General features: G+C 67.1%; 11 protein-coding genes. 6 read left to right on the top strand and 5 right to left on the bottom strand.

Annotated features, from left to right (window positions below; genetic code table 11):
- Positions 1-253 precede the first annotated feature (253 nt).
- A complete protein-coding gene (locus UB43_RS28400) occupies positions 254-1,729 on the top strand; it encodes a PucR family transcriptional regulator (protein ID WP_045217959.1) in 1,476 nt (491 codons plus the stop codon).
- Here UB43_RS28400 and UB43_RS28405 read toward each other — a convergent pair.
- The 4 genes from UB43_RS28405 to UB43_RS28420 all read right to left on the bottom strand — a co-directional run bounded on the left by UB43_RS28405 (position 1,719) and on the right by UB43_RS28420 (position 6,622).
- Positions 1,719-2,063, bottom strand: coding sequence for a cupin domain-containing protein (locus tag UB43_RS28405; protein ID WP_045217960.1), 345 nt, complete (start codon positions 2,061-2,063; stop codon positions 1,719-1,721). The two genes, UB43_RS28400 and UB43_RS28405, sit on opposite strands and share 11 nt — an antisense overlap.
- 10 nt (positions 2,064-2,073) lie before the next feature.
- The gene (locus tag UB43_RS28410) at positions 2,074-3,459 is read right to left on the bottom strand and encodes an FAD-binding oxidoreductase (protein WP_045217961.1); all 1,386 of its coding nucleotides are present in this window, start codon (positions 3,457-3,459) and stop codon (positions 2,074-2,076) included.
- Positions 3,460-3,696: 237 nt separating this feature from the next.
- Positions 3,697-4,305: a hypothetical protein gene (locus UB43_RS28415; protein ID WP_045217962.1), complete on the bottom strand. Its 609-nt coding sequence runs from the start codon at positions 4,303-4,305 to the stop codon at positions 3,697-3,699.
- Between the two features lie 211 nt (positions 4,306-4,516).
- The gene (locus tag UB43_RS28420; protein ID WP_156160528.1) at positions 4,517-6,622 is read right to left on the bottom strand and encodes a TonB-dependent receptor; all 2,106 of its coding nucleotides are present in this window, start codon (positions 6,620-6,622) and stop codon (positions 4,517-4,519) included.
- 251 nt (positions 6,623-6,873) lie between these two features.
- Between UB43_RS28420 and UB43_RS28425 the strand changes: the two genes are divergently transcribed.
- The 5 genes from UB43_RS28425 to UB43_RS28445 all read left to right on the top strand — a co-directional run bounded on the left by UB43_RS28425 (position 6,874) and on the right by UB43_RS28445 (position 13,662).
- Positions 6,874-9,312 carry a glucose/quinate/shikimate family membrane-bound PQQ-dependent dehydrogenase gene (locus UB43_RS28425; protein WP_045217963.1) on the top strand — a complete coding sequence of 813 codons (2,439 nt, stop codon included), beginning with the start codon at positions 6,874-6,876 and terminating at the stop codon, positions 9,310-9,312.
- A gap of 93 nt (positions 9,313-9,405) precedes the next feature.
- Positions 9,406-10,671, top strand: coding sequence for a carbohydrate porin (locus UB43_RS28430; RefSeq protein WP_045217964.1), 1,266 nt, complete (start codon positions 9,406-9,408; stop codon positions 10,669-10,671).
- 147 nt (positions 10,672-10,818) lie between these two features.
- Positions 10,819-11,151: a hypothetical protein gene (locus tag UB43_RS28435; protein WP_045217965.1), complete on the top strand. Its 333-nt coding sequence runs from the start codon at positions 10,819-10,821 to the stop codon at positions 11,149-11,151.
- A 301-nt stretch (positions 11,152-11,452) separates the two neighbouring features.
- Complete coding sequence (locus tag UB43_RS28440; RefSeq protein WP_045217966.1) at positions 11,453-13,024, top strand: sensor domain-containing diguanylate cyclase; 1,572 nt, start codon at positions 11,453-11,455, stop codon at positions 13,022-13,024.
- A gap of 293 nt (positions 13,025-13,317) precedes the next feature.
- Positions 13,318-13,662 (top strand): hypothetical protein, encoded by a 345-nt coding sequence (locus UB43_RS28445; protein WP_045217967.1) that lies wholly within the window; start codon positions 13,318-13,320, stop codon positions 13,660-13,662.
- Positions 13,663-13,771: 109 nt separating this feature from the next.
- On the opposite strand, the gene UB43_RS28450 is transcribed toward UB43_RS28445, so the two are convergent.
- Positions 13,772-15,721, bottom strand: coding sequence for a PAS domain-containing sensor histidine kinase (locus UB43_RS28450; protein WP_045217968.1), 1,950 nt, complete (start codon positions 15,719-15,721; stop codon positions 13,772-13,774).
- Between the last annotated feature and the right edge of the window lie 21 nt (positions 15,722-15,742).

The following is a 15,742-nucleotide window of genomic DNA, read 5'->3' on the forward strand; positions in this document are numbered from 1 at the left end:
CCGGTGAGTAGACGGCCCGCCTCGCGGCAGGCGGCGCCATCCGGGGCCTCCAAGGGCTCGCATGGCGCACTGCCAGCTAGTCTTGGGGCTCGCGGGCGGGCTCCACAATCAGACGGAACTACAATTCGGAGGGCCCTGCTCGTATCCCGGTACGAACCCCGAAAGGCTCGCTCAAGCCAGGCGCGACAAGGCCTCGCGCTTGGTGGCATGCTTGCCGGCCCGATCGATCGTCATTCCTGCCCGCGGACTCGCCATGCCATTCCATATCCAGGACATCCTCGACAACGCCTCCCTGCGCACCCGCCTGCTCGGCGGCAGCGAAGGCGTCGGCCGGCGCCTGCGCTGGGCGCACGTGTGCGAGCTGGCGGACCCGACCGAATGGCTCGGCGAAGGTGACCTGCTGATGACCACCGGCATCGGCATTCCCGCGCAGGCCCAGGCCCAGCGCGACTACCTGCAACGCCTGGCCGGGGCACGCATCTCGGGGCTGATGATCGGCGAGAACATGCAGGCGCCGGCGGATATCCAGGCCCTGCAGGACGAAGCCTGCCGGCTGGGTTTCCCGCTGCTGATGACCGACTACGCGGTGCCCTTCTCCGCCGTCACCCGCGCCATCGTCGACGCCAGCAAGCAGGAAGAACACGAGCGCCGCAGCGCCGTCACGCGCATCTATGAAAGCGCCCGCATCGGCCTGCGCGGTCTCGGCCTCGCCGGACTGTTGCGCCGGTTGTGCAGCGACGTGCGCGCGCAGCTGTTCCTGTTCGATTCGGCCACCCTGCAACCCTGGCAGGAAGTCCTGCCGCCGCTGCCGGACAGCTGGCGGGCAACCCTCGCCCAGCGTCGCTCGGTACCGGACACCGTGACTCGCTGCAGCAATGGCGAGCAGGAAGCGCTGGTGATGCCGCTACCGTCGCTGGCCACCTGCGAGATTCTCGCTACCGGCGGCGAGCTGCTCGACTACGGCCTGCTGCACCACATCGTCGCGGTGCTGGGTATCGAGCTGGAGCGCGCCCAGGTCGAGCACGAGCGCATGCTGCGCCTGGGCTCGGAACTGCTGGACGACCTGCTGCAGCAGCGCCTCACCGAGCGCGCCGCGCAGGAGCGCCTGGCGCAACTGAACTGCCCGGTGGATGCCGCCTGCCTGGTGCTGGCGCGCGCCGCCGGCGAGTTGCCAAGGCACTGGCAGCAACGTCTCCAGCGATTGGGAATGGGGCTGCTGGTGCGCCACCAGGGCAACGAGCTGATCCTGCTGCTGAGCGATCCGGCACAGGCGGCAACCCTGCAGGCCGAGCTGGACTGCACCCTTGGCCACAGCAACCCGCTGGGCCATGCGCTGCGAGCGGTGGAAGCGTTGCGCGAGGCGCGCCTGGCGCTGGCCCACGCCAACCGCGAGCGCCCGCTGGTGGCCTATGCCGATGCCCAGGGAGCACAGTCCTGGCTGCCGGCGAGCCTGGAAGAAGCCCGCCGCGTGCATCGCCGGGTGCTCGGTGCGCTGGCGGATTACGACGCGCAACAGGGCGGCCAGCTGCAGCACACCCTGCGCGTCTTCCTCGAACAGAACCGCTCCTGGCAGAAGGCCGCGCAACGGCTCAACGTGCACAAGCAGACGCTGGTCTACCGCATCCGCCGCATCGAGGAAATCACCGAGCGCTCGCTGGACTGCACCGAGGATGTGGCCGTCCTCTGGATCGCCCTGCGCTCGGCGGAGATTGCCGGCATCAGGGAATGATCACGAAGCTCTTGCGTACGGTCTCGCGGACATCCCAGGTGCCCTGACAGTTCGCCGGGAACAGCACGGCGTCGCCAGCGCGCAGTTCGATCGGCTCGCCGTCGTCCGGGATGAACAGGCAGTGGCCACTGATGAAGTGGCTGAACTCCCGCGACAACACCTGGCGCCGCCAGCGGCCGGGCGTGCATTCCCAGACACCGGTGAGCAGGCCACCCTCGCCTTCTTCGGCGTGGGTCGCGGTGCTGGACACGGGCGTACCCAGGGGTTCCTTCACCGGCAGCGGCGCCGGCAGTTCGAGTCCGGCGGTGCCGGTGAGCAGGATCGGTTGGGGCATGGTTTTTCTCCTAGAGGTCCTTGTCTTCGAGGCCCGCCGGGGCGAAGCCGGCCAGGGTACGGTCGAGCCAGTTGCCTTTGCGGTTCTGCGCCTCGGCCTGTTCCTTGCGTTGCACCGCGCCGCGCACCATCAGGCCACCGATGTAGCGCACCGGTTCGAGCGGGAAGCGCTTGGGCTGGCGGCCAACCAGGCCGCAACGGCTCCATTCGTCATCGATGCCCAGCGCGAGACTGGCGAGGATGCGTCCGCCGAGGCGGCTCGGACCGACGCCGTTACCGCTCCAGCCGATGCCGTAGACGATGTGCGGCGCGCCGTTCAGATGGCCGAACACCGGCAGGCTGTCGTAGGTACGGTCGATGGGGCCGGACCAGCTGTGGGTCACCGGCACGTCGTCCAGTTGCGGGTAGGTCCGACGCAGGTCCTGCTCGGTGTCTTCGCTGAGCTGCGGGTTGTGGTCGTAGCTCTCGTCGATGCGGCTGGCGAAGCTGATCATCCCGGTGCCCTTGCCGAAGGCGATGCGGCCATCCTGCGTGGTGCGGTAGTAGTCGACCATCAGCTGCGAGTCGGTGACGGCTTCGCCGCCGGTCCAGCCGATCTGCTCCAGGCGCTCGGGAATCGGCGCAGTGGCGACCACCGTGCTGGTCACCGGCAGGATGGTGCGGCGCAGCTCGGGAATCGCCGCCGCCCAGGCGTTGGTCGCCATCACCACCTTCGGGGCACGCAATTCACCACCGGGCGTACGGATCACGGCCGGCTGGCCGCGATCCAGGCTGAGCATCGGGGTGTTCTCGAAGATGCGCACGCCCTTCTCCAGCGCCACCCGGCGCAGGCCGCGCACCAGCCGGGCCGGCTGCACGGTGGCGTTGCTGGCTTCCAGCACGCCTTCGAGGTGCTTCGGCGAGCCGGCGCGGCGGGCCACTTCACTGTTGGAAAGCGACTGGAAGACCGGCTCGCCGAGGCGCTCGCAGGTCTGCTGCACGCCCTTCCAGGCGCCACGCTGGGCGTCGGTGGTGGCGGTCCACAACCAGCCGGCGCGGCGGAAGTGCGCGTCGATAGCGTGGGCCTTGCAGAATGCCTCGATCTCGCCGATGGCCGCCGCCGAGGCACGAGCCAGGCGCAGCGCCTCGTCCTTGCCGCACTGCGCGGCCAGCGAGCTGATCTTCGGCCACCAGGACATGACGAAGCCGCCGTTACGCCCCGAGGCGCCGCCACCGCAGATGTCGCGCTCGAGGATGGCGATACGGCAGTCAGGCTTCAGCTCCAGCAGGCGCAGCGCGGTCCAGAGGCCGACGAAGCCGCCGCCGACGATGGCCACGTCGACGTCGAGCGGGCCTTCCAGCGCAGGCAGCGGAGTCAGCTCGGAGGCGATTTCCTCCAGCCACAGGGAACGTTTCATGTGCGGATTCCAGATTGAACGGTAGTGCGCCACTGTCCTGCGTCAGGCCAGTGCCGAACAATCGTCCGTTCCATGCAATCCGGGGGAAGGCCTCATACGAAGATATGAAGCCATTGGCTGCGCATCCATGCCATTGCGCCTGACGGGACCATTCGCCGGGCTCCGCGCCTGCGTTTACTTCCTTCACCCTACCCCTCTGGGAGAGGGTTAGGGTGAAGGCCGACCCGAGCACAGGACTCAGTTGCGGGTCTTTCTGGGGGCGAGGCCCGGCTTGGCGAACTTCACGATCAGCCAGTTCTCCGACTTGCCGTGCTTGACCGTGACCTCGGCCACGCGAATGTTCGCCGGCACCGTGGCCAGTACCTGGCGAGCGTCCAGGCCCGGCTTGATGTAGTTGTCGAGCTGTTCGTAGAGGCGGTAGCTGATCATGCCGTTGCGCAGCGCATGGGTCTCGAAGTCGCCGATGGCCTTGGCATCGGCCTCGGTGCGGTTGGGGTTCAGGGTATGCGCCAGGACATCGACCACGTTCTTGTCATCGGCGATGGCCACCAGCATGAAGCGCTTGGCCACTTCCTGCAGCACGCGCCGGTAGGCGGCGTCGTTGTATTCGCTGTACAGCACGGCCTCGACCAGCTTCTGCTTGTCGAAGGTCAGCGCCAGGCGGAAGCGCGTGCCGGCGTAGTCCACGCCATCCTTGCAGCGCGCGGTGACGCCCATGGGCTGCAGGCATTCGACAAAGCCCTGCGGCTTGCCGAAGCCTTTCTGTGCCGCACCGTAGTTGTAGTTGCCGAACAGCGGCTCGGCCGCCGACGCCATGCCCGCCACGCACATCAACAGTGCGCCCATTGCCCATCTGCCCATCACAAACCCGTCTCACTCAATGCAAAGGACGCGAGGATAGAGGATTTGGCGCAATCATGGCTGCATGCAGACGATGATCGGACGTGGAGGGATGCGGGTTCGCGAGCAAGGACCAGGCGTCCCCCTCGGTCCTACGAAAAGCGCTGCGGAGCTGACCTGTAGGAGCGAGCTTGCTCGCGAACCCGCACGGCACCGCTCAATCGAAGCGATACTCCAGCCCCGCCCCCGCGTACCACGACCGCCCCGGCGCCGCCTCGTAGTAACGCCCGTTGCTGTCGCCGACGATCACCGAACCGACGTACTGGCGGTCCAGCAGGTTGTCCAGGCGCACCAGCTGGTGGAAGGTCCAGGGGCCGACATGCTGTTCGAAGCGGGTGCGCCAGTTGAACACCGCGTAGCTGGGCGCCGGCTTGTCCTCGTTGCTGTCCTCGACATAGACCTTGCTGCGGTACTGGCCTTCGAAGCCCATGCTGATGCCGTCCTGCGGCTTCCACACCAGTTCGCCGAACAGGCTGCTGCCGGGCACGCCGGGCAGGTGGTTGCCCTTCTCGATGGTGCTGCCGCTCTCGACGAAGTCCTCGTCGTAGGTGGCGTCCAGGCGGGTATAGGCGAGGTTGGCCTGCCAGTGTTCGGACAGGTCGCTCTGTACGCCCAGTTCGAAGCCCCGGCGCAGCGTCTTGCCGGCGTTCTGGTAACTGGTGCGGCCGCCGCTGGAGCTGGCGACGACGATCTCGTCGTCGGTGCGTATCTCGAAGATCGCCGCGTTGACCCGTGTATTGCCGGCAACCCTGGCCTTCAGGCCGACTTCGTACTGGGTGCTGGTGGCCGGGTCGAGGCCGAAGTTGAAGCTCTCGGTCAGGCCCGGCGCATAGGCCATCTCGGCCTGGGTCGGGGTCTCGAAACCCTTGCCGGCGCTGACGTAGCCGTGCAGCTCGGGGGTGAAGGCGTACATCACCGAGAGCGACGGGGTGTTCTGCTGGTACTTCTTCGAGCCGCTGGAATCGCCGTTGCTCAGGTAATGGTCGTCCACTTCCATCTTCATGCTGCTGTGGCGCAGGCCGGCGTCGAAAGTCCAGTTGCCCAGCTCCCAGCGCGCCTGCACGTAGGGGTCGAGGCTGGTGGCGATGTCGTTTTCGTTGCGGCGCATCTCGCCCTTCACACCCAGCTGGTCGCCGCTGAAATTCTGGAAGCCCTTGCGGTCATCTTCGCTGCGGTCGTAGTCCACCCCGGTGGTGACGGTCAGCTCACCCGGCACGCCGTGTACCGGCTGGATCCAGCGCAGGGTGCCGCCGTGGAATTCGCGATCGAAGTCCACCACCCCGCCACCGCGCTGGGCATTGGAAGCCACGCCCCTGGGGATCGACAGGTACTGCACCACGCTGCGCTGGCCGGCGTAGAGGTTGAACTGCAGGGTCGCGTCGCCGAAGTAGCGCTCGTAGTTCATGCCCAGCTGCTGGTGGTCGATGCTCTTGCGCGTGTTGTAGGTCTCGGCCGCCGCTGCCACCGAGCGCGGGTCGTGCTGGTACGCGTCCCAGGTCTGGCCCAGCGGGTCCTGCGTGCCGTTCTGCTCCAGGCTGCTGTAGATCAGCGCCAGGCGGCTGTCTTCGTCGGGCTTGAAGTTGAGCTTGGCGAAGGTCTGGTCGCGGCGCGCGGCGCTGTGATCGCGGTAGCCGTCGGTGTCCATGCGCGAGGCGTCGAGCAGGAAGCCGGCCTGGTCGGTGCCGCCCTCGGCATAGAGGTGGTTCTTGTTGAAGCCGTCGCTGCCGAAGGTGGTTTCCGCACCGACTTTCGGCGGGCCGTAACCGTCGCGGGAGAACATCTGGATCACCCCGCCGCTGTTGCTGCCATAGAGCGTCGAGGCCGGGCCGCGCAGGACTTCGATGCGCTCGGCGACATCCAGGTTCAGCGTCGCCGCCTGGCCCTGGCCGTCCGGCGTGCTCGCCGGGATGCCATCGCTGAGCAGCTTCAGCCCGCGAATGCCGAAGGCCGAGCGGGCGCCGTAGCCGCGGGAGGAAATCTGCAGGTCCTGGGCGTAGTTCTGGCGGTTCTGCACCACCAGGCCGGGGACCCGCTGCAGCACTTCGGAGGCATTGACGCCGAGCTGGCCATCGCTGAGCTGCGGCTGTTGCACGGTATCGATGGAGAACGGCAGGTCGAAGCTCGACACCGGCGCATAGGCGCCCGTCACCACCATGGGCGCGGCCAGGGCCTGCTCGGCGCTCTGCGGGTCAGCGGCGCGGGCCAGCTGGGCGTGGGCGATGCCGCAGATCAGCAGTGGCAGCAAGTTGAGTCGGGAGGGCACGACAGAGCGGGGAACAGGCACGGCAGCTAGGATTCTTCTGTAGGACCGAGCAGCGATGCTGCCAGTCTCGGCAGCCTCTGCACAGAGGGTCGATCAATCGGGATGTCGCGGGGAATGAAACGTGCGAGAGGCTATTTCATTCATCCGGACTTTCTTTTGAAGCAAAAAGAACGGACTTCGACGTTTGTACTATCTAGTTAATTAGCTTGCTAAGAGTATAATCGGCGAATCCAACAGTGAGAACCTTCTGTATGAAACCGGTACAGCGCGCCTCCCGCGTGAGCACTTTCCTCCTCCTCGGCCTGGGTGTGGTCATCGCCCTCCTCGGCCTCGCCCTGGCCGCCGGCGGCGTCCGTCTGGTCGGCCTCGGCGGTTCCTGGTACTTCCTCATCGGCGGTCTGGCCATGGCCGTTTCCGGCCTGCTGATCGCCCTTCGCAAGCCGGCCGGCGCCTGGCTGTTCGCCGCCTTCCTGGTCGCCACCGCGGTCTGGGCCGTGGCCGATACCGGGCTGGTGTTCTGGCCGCTGTTTTCGCGCCTGTTCATGTTCAGCGCCATCGGCGTGGCAGTCGCGCTGGTCTACCCGCTGCTGGCGCGCTCCGCTGGCCGCCAGCCCGGCCGTGGTGCATATGGCATCGCTGGCGTACTGGCAGTGCTGGTGGCGATCGCCGCCGGCAACATGTTCGTCGCCCACCCCAGCGTTGCCCCCACCGGCAACGGCCCTGGCCTCACGCCGGTCGACCCGGCCCACGCGCAGAAGGACTGGGCGCACTACGGCAACACCGAGGGCGGCAGCCGCTTCGCCGCGCTGGACCAGATCAACCGTGGCAACGTCGACAAGCTCAAGGTGGCCTGGACCTACCACACCGGTGACGTGGCGGTCAGCGACGGCAACGGCGCGGAAGACCAGCTGACCCCGCTGCAGGTCGGCGACAAGGTGTTCATCTGCACCCCGCACAACAACCTGATCGCGCTGGACGCGGACACCGGCAAGGAGCTGTGGAAGAACCCGATCAACGCCCAGTCCAAGGTCTGGCAGCGCTGCCGTGGCATGGCCTACTTCGATGCCACCAGGGAAATCGCACAGCCGACCCAGCCCAACAGTACGCCGGTCATTGCCGCCAGCGTTCCGGCCGGCGCCAACTGCCAGCGTCGCCTGCTGACCAACACCATCGATGCGCGCCTGATCGCAGTGGACGCCGACACCGGCGAGTTCTGCCAGGGCTTCGGCAATAACGGTCAGGTCGATCTGAAGGCAGGATTGGGCGACGTACCCGATTCCTACTACCAGCTCTCCTCCGCCCCGCTGATGGCCGGCACCACCGTGGTGGTCGGCGGTCGCGTCGCGGACAACGTCCAGACCGACATGCCCGGCGGCGTGATCCGCGGCTTCGACGTCATCACCGGCGCCATGCGCTGGGCCTTCGACCCGGGCAACCCGGAAGACAAGCAGGCCCCGGCGGACGGCAAGACTTACGTGCGCAGCACCCCCAACAGCTGGGCGCCGATGTCCTACGACCCGGCGATGAACACCGTGTTCCTGCCCATGGGCAGTTCCTCCACCGACATCTATGGCGTGGAGCGCACGAAGCTCGACCACACCTACGGCGCCTCGATCCTCGCCGTGGATGCCACCACCGGCGCCGAAAAGTGGGTCTACCAGACCGTGCACAACGACCTCTGGGACTTCGACCTGCCGATGCAGCCGAGCCTCGTCGACTTCCCCGTGGCCGACGGCAAGACCGTTCCGGCAGTCGTCATCGGCACCAAGGCCGGGCAGATCTACGTGCTCGACCGCGCCACCGGCAAGCCGCTCACCGAGGTCAAGGATGTACCGGTCAAGCCGGGCAACATCCCCGACGAGCCCTATTCGCCGACCCAGCCGAAGTCCGTCGGCATGCCGCAGATCGGTGCGCAGACCCTCAGCGAGTCGGACATGTGGGGCGCCACGCCCTATGACCAGCTGCTGTGCCGCATCGACTTCAGGAAGATGCGCTACGACGGTCTCTACACCGCGCCGGGCACCGACCTGTCGCTGAGCTTCCCCGGTTCCCTGGGCGGCATGAACTGGGGCAGCCTGTCCACCGACCCGGTACACGGCTTCATCTTCGTCAACGACATGCGCCTGGGCCTGTGGATCCAGATGATCCCCTCGGCCAACAAGGGCGCGGCCGCCGGCGGCGGTGAAGCGCTGAACACCGGCATGGGCGCCGTGCCGCTCAAGGGCACGCCCTACGCGGTGAACAAGAACCGCTTCCTGTCGATCGCCGGCATTCCTTGCCAGGCTCCGCCGTTCGGCACCCTCACCGCCATCGACCTGAAGACCCGCCAGGTAGCCTGGCAGGTTCCGGTGGGCACCGTGGAAGACACCGGCCCGCTGGGCATCCGCATGCACCTGCCGATCCCCATCGGCCTGCCGACCCTCGGCGGCACGCTGTCCACCCAGGGCGGCCTGGTGTTCATCGCCGGCACCCAGGACTTCTACCTGCGTGCCTACGACAGCGGCAACGGCAAGGAAATCTGGAAGGCCCGCCTGCCCGTCGGCAGCCAGGGCGGCCCGATGACCTACGTGTCGCCGAAGACCGGCAAGCAGTTCATCGTCATCACCGCTGGCGGTGCGCGCCAGTCCACCGACCGTGGCGACTACGTGATGGCCTACGCGCTGCCCGACACCCCGAAAGCCAGCCAGTAACCCTCCCATCGCGCCCGCCTCGTGCGGGCGTCTCCTTCCGGCGCGGCACACCCACCGCGCCTTTTTTTATTCGCTTCAAGCTCAGGACATCCCATGCGCACTTCCCTTCGCCTCACGCCCGGCCTGCTGCTGTGCGTCGCCTCGCTGCCTGTGCTGGCCGAAGACGGCCTGCTCAACCGCAACACCCTGACCGGTGACTGGGGCGGCCTGCGCCACCAGCTGGAAGAAGACGGCGTCAAGTTCAGCGGCGACTACAGCGGCGAGACCGCCTACAACGCCCACGGCGGCCTGCACCGTTCCGCGCGCTATTCGCAGAACATCAAGCTGGGCGTGCAGTTCGACCTGTCGAAACTCTATGGCCTGGAGAATGGCGGCAAGGTCCAGCTGACCCTCAACGACCGCCGCGGCAACAGCGCCTCGGAAGACCTGGTGGGCAACCGCCTGCCGGTCCAGGAAAACTACGGCGGCCTCTACACCCGCCTGACCGAGCTGAGCTACGAGCGCGACCTGGGCCAGGCGGTGAACCTCAAGCTCGGCTACATGGCCATGGGCAACGACGTCGGCGGGCTGGACAGCGGCATCCCCTGCAACTTCATGAACGCCGGTTTCTGCGGTCACCCGCTGAACATGTCCGGCGGCAGCGGCTGGACCAACTACCCCAACGCGCACCTGGGCGCGCGGGTCAAGTACAGCTTCGCGCCCGACTGGCAGCTGCGCATCGCCGCCTTCAACGTCGACCCGGAAAGCAACGGCAACTCCAGCCGCGCCTGGCACCTCACGCCCAAGCACACCACCGGCACCGTGGTGCCCATCGAGCTGATCTACAAACCCCAGGGCGAGCTGCCCGGCGAGTACAAGCTGGGTTGGTACTACGACAGCTCCGACGCGCAGCGCATCGGCAGCGACCAGGAAGAGTCCGGCCGCAGCGGCCACTACCTGCTAGTGGACCAGGCCGTGTGGAACGACCCGGCCTCCAAGGGGCGCAGCCTGCACGTCTTTGGCCAGGCCTCGGCCGCCAGCAGTGCGGCCTCGCCCTTCACCAAGTGGTACGGCGCGGGTGTCGTCCTCTACAAGCCCTTCGCAGGCCGCCCGAAGGACAGTCTCGCGCTCGGTTACGGCCGCGCCGTGCCCAACCCGCGCAGCCGCGAAGTGCAGGAGAACAGCGCCCTCGCCAACGGCCAGGACTACCCGAACCTGGACAGCGGCGAACAGCTCATCGAACTGAGCTACGGCTACCAGGCCACACCCTGGCTGACCCTGCGCCCGGACCTGCAGTACGTCATCGAACCGGGCGCCTTCTCCGGCCAGGACATCGACGACGCCCTGCTGCTCGGCCTGCAGGTGAAAGCGACGTTCTGAGACCCGCGATCCTGAGACAAATTGATACAGTAACCACATGATTCATAGGACTTTTCCTCTACAAATAGAGTGCTCATCCTCCTAAACTGGCCTGTCACCCTGCGGGAACACCCGCAGGACGTTGACACCGGTTATATGGAGCTACACATGCCCGGTTGGTATGAAATCAAGGAACTCAGCAGCGGCAGCCGTCGCGTTCTCCTGAAGAACACAGCCCACGGTACTCTGCTGGAAACTCTGGCCTACCCGACACAGGAGGCAGCCGAGCAGGCCATCAACAGCCTCCGCAGCTCCTGTGCGGCCGTCGAACGCTACAAGCGCCAGATGTCCCCCGGCGGCAAGAATTTCTTCGTGATCCGCGATAACACCGGTGCAGAACTGCTGGCCAGCAAGCTGTATGACTCCGAGGCCGCACGCGACCAGGCGATCGCAACGATCGCCCAGGCCGGCCTCAGCACCGAGCTGCGCAAGCACGCCTGAGTGACGAGTGAATGAAAGAGCCCCGCGCAATGCGGGGCTTTTTTGTGGGCGCCTGAACGCAAGTGCTCCCTGCCGGCACGTGCCAGAGCCACCCCGCACGAGGTCGCGTGAATGGACGACCGCCACCCACCGCGGCCGGAGGCATGCAATGCCGGCGATGTGACGGAAGCCGCAAGCCTGCCTATCCTGAACCTCGCCCCGTCGTGGACCGGCGGGTAGGCTGCATGTCCCTCACCAGTGCCGGCGCTTACATGGACCAGACTTCGACATCGCAACCACGCCGCACCCGACAGGCCAGCCCATGAAGCGCTGGAGCCGCAAGCCACTGACCCTGCGGGTACTGATACTCGTCTTCGTGCTGCTCGCCGCGCTGGCCACCCTCGGCAACAGCCTGGTGGTCGCCTACAACGTGCAGCGCACCGCGCTGATCCATTCGACCCTGGAGGCCAACCGCGCCTATGCGGCCAAGGTGGCGTCGAGCATCAGCGAGTTCCTCGGGTCCGCGCGGCGCAACCTGGCCTACAGCTCCGGGATACTCGCCAACCACTTCCACGAGCCGCCGGTGCTGCACGCCGAGGCGATGCGCCTGCAGGCCCAGGACACCTTTTTCAACTCCATCATCATCGTCGACGCCAGCGGCAAGGTGCTGCAGGCCTACCCCGACTCGCTGCAGATCGTCGGTACCACGCTGCGCTCGGAAAGCGTGCAGGAAGCGCTGCGCCTGAAGCAGCCGAAGATCAGCCAGGCCTACGAGTCCATCGCCGGCAACCTCGTGGTACTCATCTCGCAGCCGATCACCAGCCCCAGCGGCGAGTACCTGGGGCTGGTCGGCGGCTCGGTGTACATCCTCAAGCCCAGCGTGCTGCACAGCATCATCGGCAGCCATTTCCAGCAGGAAGGCACCTTCGCCTTCGTCGCCGACGCCAACCGCCGCCTGCTGCACCACCCCGACCGTCAGCGCGTCGGCGAAGTGGTCAATCACAGCAGCACGATAGAAGCCGCCCTGCGCGGCGAGAACGGCTCCATGGAAGTGACCAACTACAAGGGCGTGCCCATGCTCGCCGGCTACGCCCAGGTGCCCGATGCCAACTGGGCGGTGGTCGCCCAGCAACCACGCGATCTCAGCCTGTCGCCGCTGCACCTGCTGATGAAGGACATGTTCCTCGGCCTGATCCCGGCCAGCCTGCTCGGCGTACTGGCGATCTGGGCCGGCACCCTGCTGATCACCCGCCCACTGCGCCAACTGGCGCAGAGCGCCGAGCAACTGTCCAACCCGGAAACACCGCGCGAACTGCAGGACATCAACACCTGGTACCGCGAGGCCGCGGCGATCCGCAAGGCACTGCTCACCGGCGTCGGGCTGATGCAGCAAAAGCTCGGCCAGCTGAGCCATGAGGCGCAGAGCGACGCCCTCACCGGCCTGGCCAACCGCCGCGCGCTGGGCGTGGCGCTGGAAGCGCTGGAACAGTCGGGACTGGCCTACGCGGTACTGGCGGTGGACATCGACCACTTCAAGCGGGTCAACGACACCTGGGGCCACGATGCCGGCGACGAAGCCCTGCGCCGGGTCGCGGCGGTGCTGCGCGACTCCTCCCGCGCCGGCGATCTGGCCTGCCGCGCCGGCGGCGAAGAGTTCGTCCTGCTGCTGCCGCAAACCTCCCTGGAAACCGCCGCCGGCATCGCCGAGCGCATCCGCGAAACGGTGGCCGTCACGCAGATACCCCGGGTGGGGCTGGTCACGCTGTCCATCGGCGTCGCCGATCTCGGCGCACCGGCCCAGACCCCGGAAGCGGTGCTCAAGCTCGCCGACCAGCGCCTGTACTGCGCCAAGCAGACCGGCCGCAACCGAGTCGTCAGCAACGACGAAACCTGAGCCGCCGTCTCCGGCATCGCCAGGCGCGACGCCAGATCGGCAATCCGCCCGCCATCGCCCAGGCCGAAGGCGATAGAGCGCGCCGCGCCCGGCCACTACCACCGGTCGATGCCGGCCTGACGCGACGGGGCTGAACTGCAGGAGCGGCACCGTTCGTCCCTCGCAGCGAACAGCCGGCCCCGGAACCGGTCTTCCGATAAGGCGGCGCGACAGACGTCGCCCACTGCCAGTGCTCATACCGAGCTGCTCACGCTTAACCACTCTCGCTGGAACAGACCTGGGAGGTGCGAACGATGGGCTGCAACGAACACCACGACCTTGAACGCTCAGAGGGCCTTCGCCGCCTGCTCGACGAAGGGGTCCTGGAGGCCGACAGCCGCCAGGAAGCTCTCGCCCGCTATATCCTCAACCACGGCTTCGCCGCGCTTTCCGAGGCGCAGCAGCAGGAGTTCCACGACGACCTGCTGCCGCTGCTCGACCGCCGCGACCGCAGCGAAGGCCTGATGCCACAGGGCAGCCTGGACCCTGCCATGGCCGAGCCCGCCATCAACGACCCGGGCAATGAAGACCCCGGTTCGCTGATCGAGATGGAAGTCGCCGAAGGCCTGCGCCCCGCGCGTGAGACCCCAGGGCGCTGACATCGCCCCCCACGACAATCACCGACCTTGAGCCGAAGCGCGCCATGCGCCTGGTCACGGGCATGGCGTGCTCCCGGAGGGGCGCTGCCGTCGACCAGGTTCGGTTGTTCTACCCGGCGTTCTTCACCTGCAACAGCAGCGCGAGCAGCTGGTTGCGGTCGAACGGCTTGGGCAGGCGCAGCACCGAATCGGCCAGGGTGTCCACCCGCCCGGCATAGCCGGTGGTGAGTACACAGGTCAGCGCCGGATGGGACTGGCGCACCTGCTGGATCAGCAGCATGCCGTCCATGTCCGGCATGGCGAAGTCGGTTATCAGCAGGTCGAAGCCCGACTGTTCCAGCAGTTGCAGGGCCGCCCGCGCCGAGTCAGTGCGCGCGGCCTGGCAGCCGAGATCGGCCAACAACGCACTGGTGCCGTCCAGCACCAGCGCATCGTCGTCCACCACCAGCACCCGCAGCCCCAGCGGTTCGGTCGGCTCGGCCAGCGTCGCGGCGATCGGCACATCGTCCACCGCCTCGGGTTCCGCCTTCGTCTTCACCGCCGGCAACCAGATTTCCGCGGTGGTGCCCTGCCCTGGCGTACTGCGCAACAGCAGCGCCCCGCCCTGCTGCTGGGCCAGCCCATGGACGATGGACAATCCCAGCCCGGTGCCCTTGCCGGTCGGCTTGGTGGTGAAGAAAGGCTCGGCGGCGCGGCGCAGGGTGTCCTCGTCCATGCCCTGTCCCGAGTCGGTCACGGCCAGGCACACGTACTCCCCTGGGGCCAGCTTGCCGCTCTGGCGCGGCCCGACCTGGGCGTTGCGCGCCGAGAAGGTGATGCTGCCGCCGCCAGGCATGGCGTCACGGGCGTTGTTGGCGAGGTTGATGATCGCCAGCTCCAGCTGGTTCTGGTCGCTCATCACACAATCGAGCTGAAGCGGAAAGCGGGTCTCCAGGCTGATGGTCGGCCCCAGGGAGCTGACCAGCAGCTCGCTCATGTCCTGCAGCAGCGCCGGCAGCTGGATCGGCTGCGGGAACAGCCGCTGCTTGCGGGCGAACGCCAGCATCCGCTGGGTCAGCTGGGCGCCGCGGCGGGTCGCCTCCAGGGCGTTGCGCCAGATGGTCTGGACCTTCTCGCTGTCCTTCGGCAACTGCCGTTCGAGCATTTGCAGGCCACCGAGAATCACCGTCAGCAGGTTGTTGAAGTCATGGGCGACGCCGCCGGTGAGCTGGCCGAGGGACTCCATCTTCTGCGACTGGATCAGCTCGTCGCGGGCGCGCTCCAGCTCTTCCTGGGCGCGGCGCTTGTCGGTGATGTCACGGGTGATCTTGGCAAAACCCAGCAGCTTGCCGGTGTCGTCGAACACCGGGTCGATGACGATGTTGGCCCAGAAGCGCGAACCATCCTTGCGCATCTGCAGGCGCTCTTCCTCGTAGCGTCCTTCCGCCAGTGCGGTGCTCAGGCTGGTTTCGGGGACGCCTCCCTGGCGGTCCTCATCGCAGTAGAAGCACTCGAAGCGGCGGCCGATGATTTCTTCGGGGTGGTAGCCCTTGATCCGCTCGGCCCCGGGGTTCCAGCTGGTGACGTTGCCCTCGGGGTCGAGCATGTACAGCGCGTAGTCCGTCACGCCGTTGACCAGCAGGCGGAACTGCTGCTCGCTGCGCCGCAGGGCTTGCTCGGTCTCATGCTGCTCGGTGCGGTCGCGGGTGATCTTGGCGAAGCCCAGCAGCTCGCCGGAGACATCGCGAATGGCGTCGATCACCACATGGGCCCAGAACGAGCTGCCATCGCGGTGCAGGCGCCAGCCCTCGCTTTCATAGCGGCCGACCCGCGCTGCCTCGCCCAGCGCCAGCTCCGGCAACCCGGCCTCGCGGTCGGCAGCGGTGTAGAAACGCGAGAAGTGCTGGCCGAGGATCTCGTCGGCGGCGTAGCCCTTCAGGCGTTGCGCCCCGGAGCTCCAGCTGCTGACGCGACCATCGGGGTCGAGCATGTAGATGGCGTAGTCGGTCACCGCCTCGACCAGCAGGCGGTAGCGCGCATCTTCGACGAGCTGAGCGGTGCTGGCGGTCGTATCGGGCATCTAGTCTGCTCTCTTGGCTCA

Origin of the sequence: Pseudomonas sp. 21 (assembly GCF_000955805.1) — a bacterium.
Classification (GTDB): domain Bacteria; phylum Pseudomonadota; class Gammaproteobacteria; order Pseudomonadales; family Pseudomonadaceae; genus Pseudomonas.

What these genes read in the sequence shown, in the direction of transcription:
- UB43_RS28400 (WP_045217959.1), top strand. Translation starts at nt 254, where the DNA reads ATGCCATTCCATATCCAGGACATCCTCGACAACGCCTCCCTGCGCACC.
- UB43_RS28440 (WP_045217966.1), top strand. Translation starts at nt 11,453, where the DNA reads ATGAAGCGCTGGAGCCGCAAGCCACTGACCCTGCGGGTACTGATACTC.
- UB43_RS28410 (WP_045217961.1), bottom strand. Translation starts at nt 3,459, where the DNA reads ATGAAACGTTCCCTGTGGCTGGAGGAAATCGCCTCCGAGCTGACTCCG.
- UB43_RS28435 (WP_045217965.1), top strand. Translation starts at nt 10,819, where the DNA reads ATGCCCGGTTGGTATGAAATCAAGGAACTCAGCAGCGGCAGCCGTCGC.
- UB43_RS28445 (WP_045217967.1), top strand. Translation starts at nt 13,318, where the DNA reads ATGGGCTGCAACGAACACCACGACCTTGAACGCTCAGAGGGCCTTCGC.
- UB43_RS28430 (WP_045217964.1), top strand. Translation starts at nt 9,406, where the DNA reads ATGCGCACTTCCCTTCGCCTCACGCCCGGCCTGCTGCTGTGCGTCGCC.
- UB43_RS28415 (WP_045217962.1), bottom strand. Translation starts at nt 4,305, where the DNA reads ATGGGCGCACTGTTGATGTGCGTGGCGGGCATGGCGTCGGCGGCCGAG.
- UB43_RS28425 (WP_045217963.1), top strand. Translation starts at nt 6,874, where the DNA reads ATGAAACCGGTACAGCGCGCCTCCCGCGTGAGCACTTTCCTCCTCCTC.
- UB43_RS28450 (WP_045217968.1), bottom strand. Translation starts at nt 15,721, where the DNA reads ATGCCCGATACGACCGCCAGCACCGCTCAGCTCGTCGAAGATGCGCGC.
- UB43_RS28405 (WP_045217960.1), bottom strand. Translation starts at nt 2,063, where the DNA reads ATGCCCCAACCGATCCTGCTCACCGGCACCGCCGGACTCGAACTGCCG.